Consider the following 17,148-nt stretch of genomic DNA (forward strand, 5'->3'; position numbering starts at 1 on the left):
ATCATGTATATTATTGCTGCCTTGCTCATGCTATTCCGCGGCGGTGTCGACGCATTGATGATGCGCGCGCAGCTGACACTTCCTAATCTGCATTTTCTTGATGCGGACCACTATAATCAAGTGTTTACAACCCATGGCACAATTATGATTATTTTTGTTGCGATGCCGTTTATTTTTGGCTTAATGAACATTGCTGTTCCGCTTCAAATTGGTGCGCGTGATGTTGCTTTTCCTTTTCTAAATGCACTTAGTTTCTGGTTATTCTTCTTTGGTGCGATGCTGTTCAACCTGTCTTTCGTTATCGGCGGATCACCGGACGCCGGTTGGTCAAGCTACGCACCTTATGCCGGTGCCGAGATGAACCCGGGAGTTGGGCAAAATTACTATTTACTTGGCGTTCAAATATCCGGTATTGGATCGCTTGCAACCGGAATCAACTTCTTGGTCACGATTCTCAAGATGCGGGCGCCGGGGATGACGTTATTTAAAATGCCGCTATTCACCTGGTCGATCTTAATTACGTCGGTTATTGTTATCTTTGCCTTTCCGGCCTTTACCGTTGCACTGGCGCTGATGTCGATCGACCGACTGTTCGGGGCACACTTTTTTACGATTGCTGCCGGGGGATCGCCAATGCTATGGGCGAACCTCTTCTGGTTCTGGGGGCATCCGGAAGTGTATATCGTGTTGCTGCCGGTATTCGGAATCTTTTCCGAAGTCATTGCGACGTTTGCCCATAAAACTTTATTTGGTTACGCCGTGATGGTTTGGTCAATGATTGCAATCTCGGTTTTGAGTTTTCTCACGTGGCTGCACCACTTTTTCACAATGGGCAACACAGCCCCTGTTAATGCATTTTTTTCGATCTCAACAATGCTTATTGCGATACCAACCGGTGTGAAAATTTTCAACTGGCTGTTCACCTTAAATAAAGGACGTATTCAATTTACGACACCAATGCTGTGGGCGCTGGCGTTTATTCCGAACTTTACAATTGGTGGAATTACCGGTGTCATGTTGGCGATGGCCCCGGCAGATTATCAATACCACAACAGCTACTTCTTGGTTGCCCACTTCCACAGCACATTGATTGCCGGAACTGTATTCGGTATTTTCTGCGGGCTGCACTATTGGTGGCCGAAAATGTTCGGCTACTTGCTGGATGAGACAAAAGGTAAATGGGCATTTTGGATTTTCATGATCTCGTTTAACATCTGCTTCATGCCGATGTACTTCCTTGGGTTGATGGGCATGACGCGCCGGATGTATACGTATCCTGCCGGTCTTGGCTGGACGCCGATCAACGTGGTGATGACGATTGGCGCTGTCGGTATGGGTGTCGGGTTCATCATCATGGCCTATAACATTGTCTGGAGTGCAATTCATGGCAAAAGGGACAAAACGGGAGATCCTTGGGACGGTCGTACATTGGAATGGGCGACCTCTTCACCGGCCGCGGAATATAACTTTGCTCATATTCCTGAAGTTTCAACGCGTGATGCTTTTGAAGCGATGAAAGAAGCAAAAAGAACGGGAGAGGCTGAAGCGACAAAACCGTACGCGCCGATTCATATGCCAAACAACACCGGTATTCCAGTGATTATGTCGGCATTCATGTTTATTGCCGGTTTCGGCTGCGTCTTTGAATGGTATTGGATGGCGATTCCAGGCGCGATCGGCATTATTGCCTGCATGATTGCCCGTTCCTTTGTTTACGATGATCACCATTTTATTCCAGTGGAAGAAATCGAACGAACCGAAGCTGGCACAGGGAGGTTATCCTAATGACGGATTCAACGCTTAGCTTGCATGAAAAAGATCAAAGCAAATTACCTTTAGAATATAGAACAGAAGAGGGAAATCTCCGGATCGTCGGTTTTTGGATCTTTCTTGCTGCTGAACTGGTGCTTTTTGGAACATTATTCGGCAGTTATCTCGTGCTTCAAAGCCATACGGCTGGCGGACCGGGACCACATGACCTTTTTGAAATCGGACCGGTTATGGCAGAAACGATTGTGCTTCTTGTCAGCAGTTTCACCTGCGGATTGAGTACGTTAGAACTGCGCCGCCACAACAAAAAAGGCTTAATCGGTTGGTTGATCGTGACGATCCTGCTAGGCCTTGTCTTCCTTGGTCTTGAAATTAATGAATTCTATACGTACGCAGTAAATGAAGGGGCTCCGATCTCGCGCAGTGCCTTTCTGTCCGGATTCTTTGTTCTGCTCGGCACGCACGGTGCTCACGTCACACTCGGCATTGTATGGATCTTTGGCATCCTGCTACAGCTCGGCAAACGCGGGATTACCGCGGTGACGGCACGCAAAGCATTTATAACCGGTCTTTACTGGCACTTCCTTGATGTCGTCTGGATCTTTATTTTTACAGCAGTCTATCTGACAGGGTTGGTGATGTGAAATGAGTGAAAATCAAAGCCATACAGTCAAGCGACAACGGTACGGTTTTCCTTGGAAACAAGTCATTGGGCTCTTTCTTTCCTTGGCACTTACTTTTCTCGCGCTCTGGATTGCGATCGGACTTTCACTTCCAGTAAACGCAACCTTGACCATCATTGTCGGTTTGGCGATTTTCCAAGCGTTCATTCAGCTGTTCATGTTTATGCATGTCACGGAAGGAACGGAACCTGTACACCAGTTGCTCGGCATTTTATTCGGACTCTTTGTTACTTTTGCTGTCGTTGCCGGAACGCTGTGGATTCTCGCTTATGCACTGTAAGCAATATCTGGGTTACTAAAGACGAGGCGTGGATGCCCCGTCTTTTTTGTGTCCTTGTTCAACAGTGTTACTATGAATGTGAGGATTTAACTCGAGCGGTATGCAATGTATGGGCTTAGATGTTCATAAAACAGTCAAAAAACGTCATCAATCGATTTTTTATGACATGAATTGATTGATAATGAACGTTTTTCTCTATATAATTAATAACTTGAGAGCACTTTCTTCGATACACACTTGAGTGCTTTAAAAATGCAAGCGATTCCCGGATCATTTGAATTGGATATCTAATGCTTTGTATGGAACAGCCCGATGCGGCAGACAATACAAGGGATTAGCTGATTTTGCTCATGAATCCGCTCTCTATTTGAGCGCTTATTTCCATTGTTATCTATTTTCTAATCAAAATCTTAACGAGGAGCTGATCATTCATGATCTATACATGCACGTTGAACCCGGCAATTGATTATTTTCTGCAGGTGGATCATTTTAAAGCCGGCGAATTAAACCATGTTAAAGCAGACCGCAAAATGCCGGGCGGAAAAGGCATCAACGTTTCCAGAGTTCTGAAACACCTGGGACAAACGTCCAAATGTCTCGGTTTTATCGGCGGTTTTACTGGGGAGTTTATTAAGGATAAGCTCGCAGAAGAAGGCATTGAAGCCGACTTTGTTCCAGTAAACGGTGATACACGGATTAACGTAAAACTGAAGAGCGATTCGGAGACCGAAATTAATGGCGTTGCCCCGCAGATTACCGATGAACAGCTGAATGCACTCTATGCAAAACTTGAAAAACTGACTGCAGAGGACATCCTCGTTCTTTCAGGAAGCGTTCCGGCAACGTTACCGGTTACAATCTATAAAGACATGATGGATCACGTCAGCGCAAGCGGGGCAAAGGTTGTTGTTGATACGAGCGGCAAGGCATTCCGCGAAATTGTTGATGCAAAACCGTTCCTTGTGAAGCCGAACCACCATGAACTTGGCGAATATTTCGGTGTAACGGTTGAAACGTTCGATGAAGTGAAAACCTATGGGAAGAAGCTTGTTGAAAAAGGGATTGAACACGTCATTGTCTCAATGGGCGGCAAAGGTGCTGTTTACATAGATAAGGACGAATACCTGTATGCTCCTCCGGCAAAGGGCGAGCTGAAGAATTCGGTTGGAGCAGGCGACTCGCTCGTCGGCGGCTTTTTATCTGAATACGCGGTGAGCGGAGACTTCCGCAAGGCATTCCAAAAAGGTGCCGCTTCCGGCAGTGCAACTGCCTTCTCTGTCGATCTGTGCACACAAGAAAAAGTGGAAGAACTGCTTCCTCAAATCAAGATTAGCGCATTATAATCAAGAGCTTGGTGAAGCTGGCAGGATGGGCTTAAGAAAAATAGAGAAATCTCTAGACTCCGCCGCGATCTAAGATGAACTGGGGCACCCTTGGTGAAAAAGAGAGGATGGGAAAAGATAATGAAAGTGACGGACCTGTTAACGGCAGCAACCGTTAATCTGGACTTGAAAAGTACGACCAAAAAAGATGTTTTAGATGAACTGGCAGCAACGCTGGACAAAGCGGGTAAACTCAATGATTTGGCTGGATACCGCGCCGCTTTGGATAAGCGTGAAGAACAAAGCACGACTGGAATCGGCGACGGTGTGGCCATTCCGCACTCGAAAACGCCGGCAGTAAAAGAAGCGGCAATTGCTTTTGGGCGTTCAAAAGAAGGCGTAGACTTTCAATCGCTTGACGGACAGCCGGCACATCTGTTCTTTATGATTGCGGCAACCGATGGCGCGAACGCCACGCACCTTGAAGCACTGTCGACGCTTTCGACCTTCTTGATTCAACCGGAATTCCGCGAAAAATTGATGAACGCCGCAACCCCTGAAGAGATTGTTGCAGCATTTGACGCACAAGAAGAAACCAGTGAAAATGTCGCTGCCGAAGAGAAAAAAGCAGCGGAAAGCAATACGGACGGCTATGAAATTCTTGCGGTTACCGGTTGCCCAACCGGTATTGCCCATACCTACATGGCCGCCGATGCCCTGAAGCAAAAGGCAAAAGAAATGGGCGTATCGATTAAAGTCCAAACGAATGGTTCTACAGGAATCAAAAATAAGCTGCAGCCGGATGAAATTGAAAAGGCAAAAGGAATTATCGTTGCAGCAAGCATTAACATTGATGTAGAGCCTTTCAGAGGCAAGCCGCTCGTTCAGGCACCGGTTACCGATGGCATTCGCAAACCGGAAGAACTCATTAATCAAGTCCTTGAAGAAAAAGCTCCGGTTTACCAGGGCGACGGAAGCGCAAGTAAAGCACAAGCTTCTGAAGAAGAATCAGGAAAGAAGCTGAACATTTACAAGAACCTGATGAACGGCGTGACGTACATGCTGCCGTTTGTTGTCGGCGGCGGTATTTTGATCGCTGTTTCGTATTTGATTGCTTCTCTGACAGGTATTGAGCTTAAACCCGTTGCAAGCGTTGCCGATGTGCACAGCTTTGCCGACCTGCTCAGCTACATTGGAAACGGAAATGCAATGTACTTAATGATTCCGATTCTGGCCGGATACATCGCAATGAGCATCGCTGATCGTCCTGGTCTTGCACCAGGTATGGTCGGTGGTTTAATGGCGCTGACCAGCAATGCCGGATTCCTTGGTGGTTTGATCGCCGGATTCTTAGCCGGGTATATTGTTGAACTCGTGAAGTGGGCTTTCCAGAAATGGCCGCAATCGCTCGATGGGTTAAAACCCGTTTTGATCTACCCGGTATTCGGTATTTTTATTACCGGCGCTTTGATGTTCTTGATCAATCAACCGATCAGTCTTTTCGTTGAATGGATGACAAGTGTTCTCAATGGTATGGGTACAGGAAATCTTGTTATCCTTGGTTTAATTCTTGGCGGTATGATGGGCATTGATCTTGGTGGACCATTTAATAAAATTGCCTTTACATTTGGTATTGCCATGATCAGTGCAGGCAACTTCTATCCGCAAGCTGCGGTTATGGCCGGTGGTATGGTTCCTCCGCTTGGTATGGCACTTGCGACAACGCTGTTTTCACATAAATTTAATCGTCAACAGAGAGATGCGGGAAAGGTTGCCTATGTCTTAGGCGCTGCATTCGTGTCGGAAGGTGCGATTCCATTTGGCGCGGCCGACCCACTGCGCGTGATGGTATCATCGGCCATCGGTTCAGCACTTGCCGGCGGACTTGCTCTGTTATTCGGGATTGGGCTACGCCCTCCGCACGGCGGCATCTTTGTTATTCCGCTGGTCAGCAACGGCAGTCCGCTGCTCTATGCACTGGCCATCATTATCGGAACCGTTGTAACGGCCGTCCTTTACGGCATTTGGAAGAAGCCGATTGAGCAAAAGGAAGAAGCTTGATCCGTCTAATTCCTGTCAGCATATGACAAAAATGCTAACAATTAAGGAACAATGATTGAAGTCGCTTTCAATTTAAAAAAACTCTTGATATAATATTTAGTGTTCTGTTTTTCCTAGACCTACAGGAGGGAAAAACGAATCTGCGGCAGGGATGCACCGATTGTACATGCGCCTGCCGCATCGATGTAACTGTGAGGAACATACTGCTTTCTAAAGATCTGCTCCTCATCTGGGGGACGGGAGAAAGCCCGCTTTTATTAATGCTGACGCATAGATGTTCGATCGGTTTTGTGAGAGACTGAACTTTTATATTTGAAGGGTTGGGTGAATGAAAACATGTCAGAAAAGATTAAAGGTATTGCTGCTTCTGCAGGAATCGCGATTGCTAAGACTTTCATCCTGAAGAATCCGGATCTTTCCTTCGAAAGAAGTACGGTGAGCGATAAAGAAGCAGAAAAGAAAAAGTTGAATGATGCCCTTGAAGTATCGAAAAAAGAACTGACAAGCATCAAAGAAACGGCTGAACGGGAACTCGGCAAGGATAAGGCAGAAGTATTTGCTGCCCACCTAATGTTTCTCAGCGATCCGGAATTCGTTGGTCAGATTACATCCAAAATTGATGATGAAAGCCTGAGCGCAGAAGCCGCACTTGACGATGTGTCCAGCTTTTTCATCCAAATGTTCGAAAGCATGAAAGACAATGACTATATGAGAGAGCGTGCTGCCGACGTTCGCGATGTGTCCAAGCGTCTGCTTGCACATTTGCTTGGTGTTTCCTTTACGTCTCCAGCAAGTATTACAGAAGAAACAGTGATTATTGCTGAAGATTTAACACCGTCGGATACGGCTCAATTAAATCGTAAATATGTAAAGGGCTTTGCGACCGACATCGGTGGACGTACGTCACACTCGGCAATTATGTCGCGTTCAATGGAAATTCCGGCAGTTGTTGGAACGAAAACGGTCATGGCTCAGGCAAAAGAAGGACAACTTGCCATCATTGATGGCTTAAATGGGCAAGTTATCCTTGATCCATCTGAAGAAGAAGTTGCTGCATACAAGGCAAAACAAGCGGCATACAAGGAACAACAGGCAGAATGGAAAAAGCTTGTTAGCGAACCGACCAAGACTGCCGACGATGCACATGTGATTCTCGGTGCCAATATCGGTAACCCTGGTGATGTTGAGGGTGTTGTGAACAACGGCGGTGAAGCAGTTGGCCTTTATCGTACCGAATTCCTGTACATGGGCCGTGACAAATTGCCGACGGAAGATGAACAATTTGATGCGTACAAGGAAGTTCTTGAAAAGATGGAGAACAAGCCGGTCGTGATCCGTACCCTTGATATCGGCGGCGATAAGAAGCTCTCTTATCTTCCACTTCCTGAAGAAATGAACCCATTCCTTGGCTTCCGTGCCATTCGTCTCTGTCTGGAACGGCAAGACATTTTCCGCACTCAGTTGCGTGCTTTGCTGAGAGCAAGTGCATACGGCAAACTGCGGATCATGTTCCCAATGATTGCTACGATTGATGAATTCCGTCAAGCGAAAGCAATTCTTCTTGAAGAGAAAGAAAAGCTTGTTGCTGCAGGCACAAACGTTTCGGATGACCTTCAAGTCGGCATGATGATGGAAATTCCTGCTGCAGCCGTTCTTGCGGATCGTTTTGCTAAGGAAGCAGACTTCTTCAGCATCGGAACGAATGACTTGATTCAATACACGATGGCGGCAGACCGGATGAACGAACACGTGTCTTATCTCTATCAACCATGTAATCCATCCATTCTCAGATTGGTCAGCAACATTATTGATGCAGCGCACAAAGAAGGACACTGGGCCGGCATGTGCGGCGAAATGGCTGGCGATGCAACAGCGATTCCGCTTCTGCTTGCACTGGGGCTTGATGAATTCAGCATGAGCGCAACTTCTATTCTTCCGGCAAGAAGTCAGCTTCTGAAGCTTTCTAAGGAAGCATTGGCGAAACACAAAGAAGCCTTCCTCAACCTGGATACAGCTGAAGAAGTGCTCGATTACGTAAAAACAAAAATGATCTAATACTCGCAATAAAAGAAACCGGGTAGACATCCTGAAATAGGGATGCCTGCCCGGTTTTCTTATAGCGCCCAACAGCCTAATCGGAAGCCTCAATTACGCTCAGGCGCCTGCAGAGCGGCATTGTTGATCGTAGCCCAAAGGAAACCCCACAGGCATTGTGGCTTGAACCAAGGAAGCTCCTGGATCGCCCGTGGTCGCGCCCTGTTGATGCGAGCAGCTGGAGTGTCGTTCTAGCCAAGATTGATGGTTCAAGTGTCAAAGCAAAAAGCTCCGAAGCGATATGCCTCGGAGCTCTTCAGCCAAAGAAGAAATTATTTCTTTAATACCTGTTCAAAAACCTTTTTGACTTTTGGTGTCACATAGTGACTGCCGCCTTTTTTTTGCGTGTTTTCGACGACCATTGTAACAAGCAGTTTTGGATCGTCCGTGTTGTAGGCGGTGAACCATCCGTTCTCACGTCCGCTTTCTCCTTGTTTCTGTTTGAATTCCGGAGTTCCGGTTTTACCGGCAATCGTGAGTCCGTTAATCTGTGCATCATGAGCGGTACCAGATGGATTAGCAACAACTTGAATCAGATCTTTGTTAAGCAATTTTGCCGTATCCGCAGACATCACATTCTTTTTCCAAAAGGTCGGTGCGTCGTTGGTCTTGACCAGACGCGGTTTGATCATACTGCCATCGTTGACAAGCGCTGAATAAATGAGTGACAAGTGCAGCGGGGTTACACTGACTTGCCCCTGTCCATAGCCTGTATTGGCAAGTAGTCCTTGGTCATTCAGTTTCCCGTCATTTGAAATCGTTGATTTACGCATTGGAAATTCAATCGGCAGCGATTCGCCAAAGCCGAATTTCTTCGCGTCGGAGGCAAAGGCGCTTCCCCCAATTTTAAGTGCTGCTTGCGCAAAGTAGATGTTGTCGGACTTGAACAGAGCCGTCTCCAAATTTACATTTGCATCATGATTCACTCGCGTCACATAGTAGTCACCCCATGAACTGCTTGCTTGCCACTTGTTTCCGTTAATTGCAACTTTTGCATCGGGATTCATTGCTTTATGCGTTAACGCGATGGCTGCCGTCAGCGGTTTAAACGTTGAACCCGGTGTCGATGCAGCGGTAAATCGATTTCTAAGCGGGTGCTGCTGATCATTGCTCAGTTTCTGGTATTCGCTTGACGAAATGCCAAGAACAAAGTCATTGGGATTATAGGATGGTGCGCTAACCAGGCCGAGAATATCGCCGTTGCGCGGATCAATAGCGACAGCGGTTCCCGCATCTTTTTTCAGTTGGCCGTACAATGAATCCTGAACATCGCGGTCAATGGTTAATTGGATATTGTGTCCGTCAACCGGGTCCTTCTTGGCAAGTGTTGCAACTTCTGCTCCAGTTGAATCGAGCAGTTTGATCTCCGCTCCATTATGTTGACGAAGCTGCTTTTCAAATAATAATTCCAGTCCGGTTTTTCCAATCACTGAGTTTGCAGTGTAGCCTTCATTTTTATGTTGTTTGAGCAGTTCAGCAGTCATTTTTCCAACATAACCGGTTAAATGAGCACTTGCATTTTTATCTGGATAGACTCTGCTGGATACATCCGTTTTGACCACGCCGGGTAATTCAACGGCTTTTTTGATCAGATCGGTTTTCGCCGCGTCAACCGTAGTGATCGGTACTAAACTGTCCACTTTGACCCATGATGCGGAGAGCGCTTGGTCAATTTGTTCTTTGCTGACGCCGAGCAGCTTTGTTAATTGCTTGATCGTCGCTGCTTTATCCTTGTCACTGCCCATTTTTCCAGGGACGAGGTCAATACGAGCCGCGGTTCCATTGATGGCCAGCGGTTTGCCGTTGCGGTCGGCGATTTCGCCGCGTGAGCTCGGCAGTGCGTCAACACGAACTCTTGATTGGGCGTTCATTTTTGGAAGAATCAGGTTTGGTTTCCAATCAAGATATAAATTTTTCTCATCTTCTTGTTTTTCTTCTTTGAATGCGACATTTTGAGAGAATTTTACCGGCCCAGCGACGGTTGCTAGTGTAGCCGTCACGTGTACGGCATTACTTTTACTCTTATTCTCTTGAACACGCGCGGTTAGTTTGCCGGCTTCAATGCTGCCGTAGATGCGCTTATAGCGTTCAATAAAATCAGCTTTGCTGACACGTTTCTGTGATGATTTGGAGAGCAGTGTGTACATTTTCGAAAAATCTTGTTTCTGCCATGCGTGTACGTACTCCTCCATTCGTTCTTTTGCGGTTGGCTTTTGACCACACGCACCAAGCACGAAAAGGAATACGAGGAATACGGAAAAAAGGAAGATCAGTTTGTGTTGTTTCATTAGGGGACACCTCCATAGAAAATCCAGGACAGGTTCATTAAGATTAGTATATTCAGGCATGGACGCATCCATGCAGGGCTGTCCAACAACAGTCTCTACTATTATAAATGATTTTAACAGCTATGCCGAATAAGCGAGAAATAAATCGATGAAATCTTTCAAAGAACTACAGAATATGAGTACAAATGTAGCTTTTCCTATGAATCTTGCTTTATAATAATCATGATTGTTTGACAGGTTGTCACATTTTGTTGCTTTTAAATGAAAATGGAAGTGAGTGATCGAGGCTATGGAGAATGTGATCGAGTTCAAGCATGTATCCAAAACATACCCCAATGGAACGCAAGGCCTAAGAAAGGTTAACTTGACGATCGAGAAAGGGGAGTTTGTTGTGATCGTTGGTTTGTCGGGAGCTGGAAAATCCACCTTGCTTCGATCAATCAACCGTCTGAATGAAATCACTGAGGGTGAAATATTAATCAAAGGTCAGTCGATCACAAGAGCACGGGGAAAACAATTGCTGCACATGAGACGTGATATTGGCATGATCTTTCAGAATTTTAACCTTGTCAAACGTTCCTCGGTATTGAAAAATGTATTGTCGGGGCGTGTGGGTTATCATTCAACGTTGCGTACCGTACTGGGTTTATGGCCGAAGAAGGATGTTGCACTGGCGATGTCTGCACTGGATCGTGTGAATATTCAGGAAAAAGCTTATTCCAGAGCGGACGAACTCTCAGGTGGTCAGCAGCAGCGTGTATCGATTGCTCGGGCACTTGCTCAAGAGGCGACGATTATTCTTGCCGATGAACCGGTTGCCTCGCTTGACCCGGTCACAACAATCCAGGTGCTTGATGACTTGCAGCGTGTGAATAAAGAATTAGGTATTACAACGATTGTCAATCTGCATTCCGTTGATCTTGCAAAGAAGTATGCAACGCGTCTGATTGGAATTCGCTCGGGTGAAGTTGTCTTTGATGGTACTGCAGATCAAGCATCCGATGAAACATTTGATCAAATTTACAATCGCGATTCACAGAAAGAGGGATCGGAGGCGAGCAAAGCGTGAATTTGGCAAAAAGAAGAGTGGCACGGCTAAAGCTGGTACTTGTCATTCTGTTCTTCATTCTGCTGATTTGGAGTGCCTCAAAGCAAACCGGAGTATCAATTGCTGAGCTGCTTGCAAACATTTCAAATATGGGCGCATTGATTGACCAGATGTTTCCCCCGGACTGGAGCTATTTTAACTACATAACACAAGCGATGCTGGAGACGATCCGTATGGCTGTTCTCGGAACAACCTTCGGCGGACTTGCCGCGATTCCATTTGCTTTACTCGCTTCGCGCAATATTGTCAAAACGAAATGGGTTTATGTCCCGTTCCGCTTTATCATGAATTTGATTCGAACCATTCCTGAGCTGTTGCTTGCCGCTTTGTTTGTACCGATTTTCGGTATTGGTTTTGTGTCCGGCATTTTTGCATTGGGCGTGTTTTAGTTCGGGGTCATTGCTAAATTGGCCTATGAATCCGTTGAAGCCATTGACGATGGACCATTGGAAGCGATGACGGCTGTAGGCGCCAATAAAATACAATGGATTTTCCTTGGTGTCGTCCCTCAAGTTGTTGCCCCGTACATGTCTTATTTTCTTTACTGTTTTGAAATTAATGTCCGAGCGGCTGCCATTCTCGGTTATGTTGGCGCAGGCGGTATCGGCTTGTATCTCAGCCGTACGCTTGGATTTTTGCAATACGATCGCGTGATGTCGATCATCCTCTATACCTTTGTTGTTGTCTTGATCATTGATGGGCTCAGCAATAGAATACGGGAGAAGCTGATATGATGAATACCACACGAAAAAAATTGCTGTTCCGTCGGCTTAGAAATTGGACCATCGCCTTTATTGTTCTAATCATTTATATTTGGGCATTTACCGGCTTCTTTCAAAATTTTGAGTTGAAAGCTTCTGCTTGGACATCCGCCAAAGCTATTTTTACAGGGATGGCGCATCCGGATTGGTCCTATATCAGTGATCCAGATGGTGAAGACTTGCTGCATGCCTTACTCGAAACGTTTAACATTGCCGTCCTTGGTACGTTTATTTCCGCACTCCTCTGCGTTCCGTTCGCGTTCTGGGCTGCGCGAAATATGAGCCGTTTCCGAGTGGTCTCATCCACGGGTAAAGTTATTTTGAGTGCGATTCGCGTGTTCCCGGAATTGATTATGGCACTCCTCTTCATCAAAGCCGTAGGGCTGGGGCCTTTTGCAGGGGTGCTTGCACTTGGATTCCACTCGATTGGCATGCTGGGGAAACTTTTCGGTGAATCAATTGAGGATATGGACTTTAGTGCTGCTGAGGCGCTGCGGGCATGTGGGGCAAATAAATTTCAAACGCTTTGGTTTGCGGTCGTGCCGCAAGTTCTGCCACAATTCTTCTCATACACACTCTATCGATTTGAAATCAGTGTACGTTCCGCTTCGATACTCGGTATGGTTGGTGCCGGAGGAATTGGTGCACCGTTGATCTTCGCCTTAAATGCACACAAGTGGGATCGCGTCGGCATGATCCTGCTCGGCATTATTGTGATGGTCTCGATTATCGACTTAATCTCTGGGGCGATCCGTAAACGACTCGTGTAACAGATGGCACAGGTCTGATCGAAAAATAAGCAGACCGTGCGAAAAGAAAGGCACGCTCAGGCGTCGGGAAACTGACGAGAGCGTGCTTTTTTGTAAAAAGGCTGCGCCCAGCTGAGTCGCGCAGTGCACGATTTTAAATAATGTTCAAGGGTTTTCTCGTCCAATAAGAAAAACCGGGCAAAGTACGCCCGGTCCTTAATCTTTAATCATGAGTTGTTGATCGATGCTTGTTTATTGCATCATTGCTGCGGCTGCTCGCATCAACAGGGTGCGATCTCGCAGGCGCCAGAGCACCTCCACTTTGATGCTCAGCCATGACACTGTTTTATTCGTTTGAATACATGGTGAATTTTGTACCTTCTTTTCCTGTAAAAAAAGCCTCACCGCTGAGCCGGTGAGGCTTTTGATTCAGCGAACCATTATTCGCCGATTTCTTTGCTATAGTTACGAACAACATCAAAGTTCGAATCTTTGGAAGGTGAATAGCCGACATGGCTGTAAATCGAATAGATGACTTTTTCGCCTTTAGGATCATTACCAATCGAAACAAAAGCGTCTGAAATCTTTTTCTGCCATTTCTTCGACATATCCGGACGAACGCTGATCGTGTCATTAGGAATTTTTGCAGTTTGGAAGATATAATGTGTTTCTTTAAATACATTTGGGCTTTCGGCTTTAACAATATTACGCGCATCTACGAAAACCGGCGCTGCGTCAACGTCCTTGTTCAACACTGCGAGAACACCTTTATCGTGGCCCTGCAGAGTGACACCGGTCACGTCTTTTTGAGGGTCGATGCCTGCTTTCTTCATCTTAACAGCTGGGAATACGTAACCGGCGGTAGAGGTAGCATCTTGCCAGCCAATTTTTTTGCCTTTCAAATCTTTAATTGAGTTAATGCCTGAATCATTGCGAACGAGCATACCTGAGTAATAGTAGTCTACTTTTTCAGAAGTGTTGGCGCCGTCTTTAGGATTTACACCGTAACGTTGGGCTTGCAGTAATACATTCGCATAGCCTTTTTGATGCGCAAGGACATAGCTGGTTGGAGGCAGGAAGCCAAGATCCATTTTCTTCGAAGCCATTGCTTCAATAACCCCGTTGTAATCGGTTGTTACTTGAACCTTGACGGGGATACCGATTTTTTTAGAAAGCAAATCGCCCAATGGTTTTGCCTTTGCTTCAAGTGTATCCGCATTGGATGAAGGAACAAATCCGATAACCAATTCTTTAGGTACATAAGCCTTGGATTTTGATGATGCGGAGCTACTTCCATTCCCGCAGCCTGCGAGTACGCTCAACACGAGACCAAATGCAAGGAACAGAGCGAAACTTTTCTTAAACATAAAACAAATCGCCTCCAGAAAAAATGAGATATGCAGACAGTGTATGTCCCTATCTATCATAAAGGCTTTTTCACAAAAATAACACTATTTTTGCGCAGATTATCTATTTTTTAACATGATTTTGTAAAAAGATGGTTATTTTGATTGCGAATCTATGATCTTTTTGTCACCAAAACCAATTGACGCGTGGTACTATGAAAAGTAGGAATTGAGGTGAGTGTGACGTATGAAATTGATCATCTTAGAAACAAGCGATGTTCATGGGTCCATCTATCCAATAAATTATGCGGATAACAGCCCTAGAGACGTTGGGATGGGGAAAATCGCTTCGCTTATACATAAGGAGCGGACAGAAAACCCGTGCACGCTTTTGGTTGATAATGGCGATATGATCCAAGGAACGCCGCTTCTCTATTATTATGCGCGCTTTGATCATAAACGACCGAATCCGATGGCGGTTGTTGCAAATCATTTGAACTATGATTGTGCGGTATTCGGCAACCATGAGTTCAATTTTGGAAGGGATGTCTTGAATGATGCCGTTTCCTCCTCGAACTTTCCATGGCTCGGCGCCAATATCGTCAAGAAATCAGATGGCAGCCCGTTCTTCGGCAACCCGTATATTGTCAAAACATTCCCTGAGGGGCTGCGCGTAGCTGTTCTCGGGCTGACGACGCAATACGTGCCAAACTGGGAAAAACCAGAAAATATTAAGGGCATGCGTTTTGAAGATCCTGTGGAAACTGCGAAGCAATGGGTTCCTTTTTTGAAAAAAGAAGCAAAGGCGGATGTTGTCGTGCTGTCCTATCATGGCGGATTTGGACGTGATTTGGATACCGGCGAACCGATTGAAGAGATGAAAGGTGAAAATCAAGCCTACCAAATATGTCAAGAAGTAGCGGATGTTGATGTGTTGCTCACCGGTCATCAGCACCGGATGATTGCCGGTAAAGCGATCAATGGCGTCACAATTATTCAGCCGGGGTCGAGCGGCACACATCTTGGTAAAGTGACGCTTGAGCTTGAAAAGGGTCCGGCCGGTTGGCGGGTGAACGCCAAACAATCGCAACTGCTATCGGTGCGTGGTGAAGAGGCAGACAAGGACTTGCTGGCCTATGTCGACACCTATGAGAAAGATGCACAAGCCTGGCTGGATCAACCATTAGGAAGAATTAACGGCGATATGCTGGTACATGATCCGATGAAGGTGCGTATGCAGGATCATCCGCTGATTGAATTCATTAATCGGCTACAGATGAAAGTATCGGGTGCCGATATCAGCTCAACGGCGCTCTTTAATAATGAATCGCCCGGCATGCCGCGGGATGTTTCCATGCGTGATATCGTTGCTAATTACATTTATCCCAACACGCTGCGTGTGCTTCGAATCAGTGGTCAGGATATGCGCGAAGCTCTTGAACGGTCGGCCTCCTATTTTACGCTTGATTCAAGCGGTGCGATTAAGGTAAGCAGGGCATTCACAGACCCGAAACCGCAACACTACAACTACGACATGTGGGAAGGGATCAACTATATTCTTGATATTTCGAAGCCGGTCGGCAGCCGTGTGGTGAAGCTCGACTATCACGGTGCTCCGGTCAAAAGCAATGCGCGCTATGATGTCGTCATGAACAATTATCGTTCCGTTGGAGGCGGTGAATACTTCATGTTCAGTGGCAAGCCGGTCGTTAAAGACATTCCCATTGATGTGACCGAACTGATTGCCAATGAAGTACTTGAGAAGAAAGTGATTCAAGCGACCGTTGATCATAATTGGAAAATTATCTATTAATCAGAGAGGTGCACAAAGGTGAATCAGCATATTATAAGAAATGATTGGGCTCCTTTGCTGAAACCGGAATTCGAAAAGGACTATTACCAGAAGCTGCGGCAATTTCTAAAAGAGGAATATACGACAAGAACGGTTTATCCGGATATGTTCGATCTATTTAATGCTCTGAATTACACGCCGTATGAAAAAGTGAAGGTTGTGATTCTCGGTCAAGATCCGTACCATGGACCGGGTCAGGCGCACGGACTTAGCTTTTCGGTCATGCCGGGGGTCAGGCAGCCGCCGTCGCTGCAAAATGTTTTTAAAGAATTACATGACGATCTCGGTTGCGCCATTCCGTCACATGGCTGTCTAATTGAATGGGCGCGTCAGGGTGTGCTGCTCTTGAACACCGTGCTCTCTGTTCGACGCGGGTCACCAAATTCGCATAAAGGGATGGGCTGGGAGCAGTTCACCGATGCGATCATTCGCGACTTGAATGATCGCGAAAAGCCGATCGTATTTATTCTATGGGGGCGAAACGCGCAGGCAAAAGAAGCGTTGATTACCCATCCACATCACTTCATCATTAAATCGCCGCACCCGAGTCCGTTCTCCGCACACTCCGGCTTCTTTGGCAGCCATCCGTTTTCACGAACCAATCAGTTTCTGGAATCGGTCGGTGAGTCGCCGGTTCATTGGCAAGTCTCACTTGAGGAACCGGATTTACATTCTGAACATGAAAAAAACATCTCGCATGAATAAGCGAGATGTTTTTGGTTCTAGGTAAAGAAACAATCATGATAATCCGCTTGAGAAGGGCGAGATTGTGCCCTGTTGATGCAGCCAAAGGCTTTACATTTGCCAGAGGCTTGGCAAAGCCAAGTTTTCTAA

General features: G+C 46.3%; 12 protein-coding genes and 1 pseudogene. 11 read left to right on the plus strand and 2 right to left on the minus strand.

The window, feature by feature from the left end:
- From SIN01_RS10795 to ptsP, 6 genes are all read left to right on the plus strand, one after another.
- Nucleotides 1-1,785 (plus strand): cbb3-type cytochrome c oxidase subunit I (locus SIN01_RS10795; protein WP_141306074.1); only part of this gene is annotated, 1,785 nt, incomplete at its 5' end.
- Nucleotides 1,785-2,414, plus strand: coding sequence for a cytochrome aa3 quinol oxidase subunit III (gene qoxC / locus SIN01_RS10800; protein ID WP_010025801.1), 630 nt, complete (start codon nt 1,785-1,787; stop codon nt 2,412-2,414). The genes SIN01_RS10795 and qoxC, both read left to right, overlap by 1 nt.
- A 1-nt stretch (nt 2,415) precedes the next feature.
- Nucleotides 2,416-2,733, plus strand: a complete 318-nt coding sequence (gene qoxD, locus SIN01_RS10805) for a cytochrome aa3 quinol oxidase subunit IV (protein ID WP_010025802.1) — start codon at nt 2,416-2,418, stop codon at nt 2,731-2,733.
- A gap of 431 nt (nt 2,734-3,164) precedes the next feature.
- Nucleotides 3,165-4,076: a 1-phosphofructokinase gene (gene pfkB / locus SIN01_RS10810; RefSeq protein WP_010025803.1), complete on the plus strand. Its 912-nt coding sequence runs from the start codon at nt 3,165-3,167 to the stop codon at nt 4,074-4,076.
- A 120-nt stretch (nt 4,077-4,196) separates the two neighbouring features.
- Nucleotides 4,197-6,116 carry a PTS fructose transporter subunit IIABC gene (locus SIN01_RS10815; RefSeq protein WP_047034910.1) on the plus strand — a complete coding sequence of 640 codons (1,920 nt, stop codon included), beginning with the start codon at nt 4,197-4,199 and terminating at the stop codon, nt 6,114-6,116.
- 336 nt (nt 6,117-6,452) lie between these two features.
- Nucleotides 6,453-8,171 (plus strand): phosphoenolpyruvate--protein phosphotransferase, encoded by a 1,719-nt coding sequence (gene ptsP, locus SIN01_RS10820; RefSeq protein WP_010026584.1) that lies wholly within the window; start codon nt 6,453-6,455, stop codon nt 8,169-8,171.
- Between the two features lie 311 nt (nt 8,172-8,482).
- Here the strand turns inward: ptsP and SIN01_RS10825 are convergent, their stop codons facing one another.
- On the minus strand, nt 8,483-10,498 hold the full coding sequence (locus SIN01_RS10825) for a penicillin-binding transpeptidase domain-containing protein (protein ID WP_010026653.1): 2,016 nt from the start codon (nt 10,496-10,498) through the stop codon (nt 8,483-8,485).
- A gap of 298 nt (nt 10,499-10,796) precedes the next feature.
- Here SIN01_RS10825 and phnC point away from each other — a divergent pair, with 298 nt between their 5' ends.
- The 3 genes and pseudogenes from phnC to phnE (SIN01_RS10840) all read left to right on the plus strand — a co-directional run bounded on the left by phnC (nt 10,797) and on the right by phnE (SIN01_RS10840) (nt 13,137).
- Nucleotides 10,797-11,567: a phosphonate ABC transporter ATP-binding protein gene (phnC, locus tag SIN01_RS10830; protein ID WP_029548289.1), complete on the plus strand. Its 771-nt coding sequence runs from the start codon at nt 10,797-10,799 to the stop codon at nt 11,565-11,567.
- Nucleotides 11,546-12,340: pseudogene (phnE, locus tag SIN01_RS10835) on the plus strand (phosphonate ABC transporter, permease protein PhnE). Before phnC ends, phnE (SIN01_RS10835) begins: the two are co-directional and overlap by 22 nt.
- On the plus strand, nt 12,337-13,137 hold the full coding sequence (gene phnE, locus SIN01_RS10840; protein WP_010026659.1) for a phosphonate ABC transporter, permease protein PhnE: 801 nt from the start codon (nt 12,337-12,339) through the stop codon (nt 13,135-13,137). The pseudogene phnE (SIN01_RS10835) and the gene phnE (SIN01_RS10840) overlap by 4 nt, the downstream one beginning before the upstream one ends.
- A gap of 419 nt (nt 13,138-13,556) precedes the next feature.
- Here the strand turns inward: phnE (SIN01_RS10840) and SIN01_RS10845 are convergent, their stop codons facing one another.
- Nucleotides 13,557-14,483, minus strand: a complete 927-nt coding sequence (locus tag SIN01_RS10845) for a phosphate/phosphite/phosphonate ABC transporter substrate-binding protein (RefSeq protein ID WP_010025099.1) — start codon at nt 14,481-14,483, stop codon at nt 13,557-13,559.
- A gap of 226 nt (nt 14,484-14,709) precedes the next feature.
- Between SIN01_RS10845 and SIN01_RS10850 the strand changes: the two genes are divergently transcribed.
- Entirely contained in the window at nt 14,710-16,275 is a 1,566-nt protein-coding gene (locus SIN01_RS10850) for a bifunctional metallophosphatase/5'-nucleotidase (RefSeq protein ID WP_010025098.1), read from the plus strand.
- Between the two features lie 18 nt (nt 16,276-16,293).
- Nucleotides 16,294-17,019 carry a uracil-DNA glycosylase gene (locus SIN01_RS10855; protein WP_010025096.1) on the plus strand — a complete coding sequence of 242 codons (726 nt, stop codon included), beginning with the start codon at nt 16,294-16,296 and terminating at the stop codon, nt 17,017-17,019.
- Nucleotides 17,020-17,148: the final 129 nt, after the last annotated feature.

It is taken from the genome of Sporolactobacillus inulinus, from assembly GCF_006539285.1.
GTDB lineage: Bacteria > Bacillota > Bacilli > Bacillales > Sporolactobacillaceae > Sporolactobacillus > Sporolactobacillus inulinus.

Excerpts from the sequence above, each read along its gene's own strand:
- qoxC (WP_010025801.1), top strand. The coding sequence starts at position 1,785 with ATGACGGATTCAACGCTTAGCTTGCATGAAAAAGATCAAAGCAAATTA.
- qoxD (WP_010025802.1), top strand. The coding sequence starts at position 2,416 with ATGAGTGAAAATCAAAGCCATACAGTCAAGCGACAACGGTACGGTTTT.
- pfkB (WP_010025803.1), top strand. The coding sequence starts at position 3,165 with ATGATCTATACATGCACGTTGAACCCGGCAATTGATTATTTTCTGCAG.
- SIN01_RS10815 (WP_047034910.1), top strand. The coding sequence starts at position 4,197 with ATGAAAGTGACGGACCTGTTAACGGCAGCAACCGTTAATCTGGACTTG.
- ptsP (WP_010026584.1), top strand. The coding sequence starts at position 6,453 with ATGTCAGAAAAGATTAAAGGTATTGCTGCTTCTGCAGGAATCGCGATT.
- SIN01_RS10825 (WP_010026653.1), bottom strand. The coding sequence starts at position 10,498 with ATGAAACAACACAAACTGATCTTCCTTTTTTCCGTATTCCTCGTATTC.
- phnE (WP_010026659.1), top strand. The coding sequence starts at position 12,337 with ATGATGAATACCACACGAAAAAAATTGCTGTTCCGTCGGCTTAGAAAT.
- SIN01_RS10845 (WP_010025099.1), bottom strand. The coding sequence starts at position 14,483 with ATGTTTAAGAAAAGTTTCGCTCTGTTCCTTGCATTTGGTCTCGTGTTG.
- SIN01_RS10850 (WP_010025098.1), top strand. The coding sequence starts at position 14,710 with ATGAAATTGATCATCTTAGAAACAAGCGATGTTCATGGGTCCATCTAT.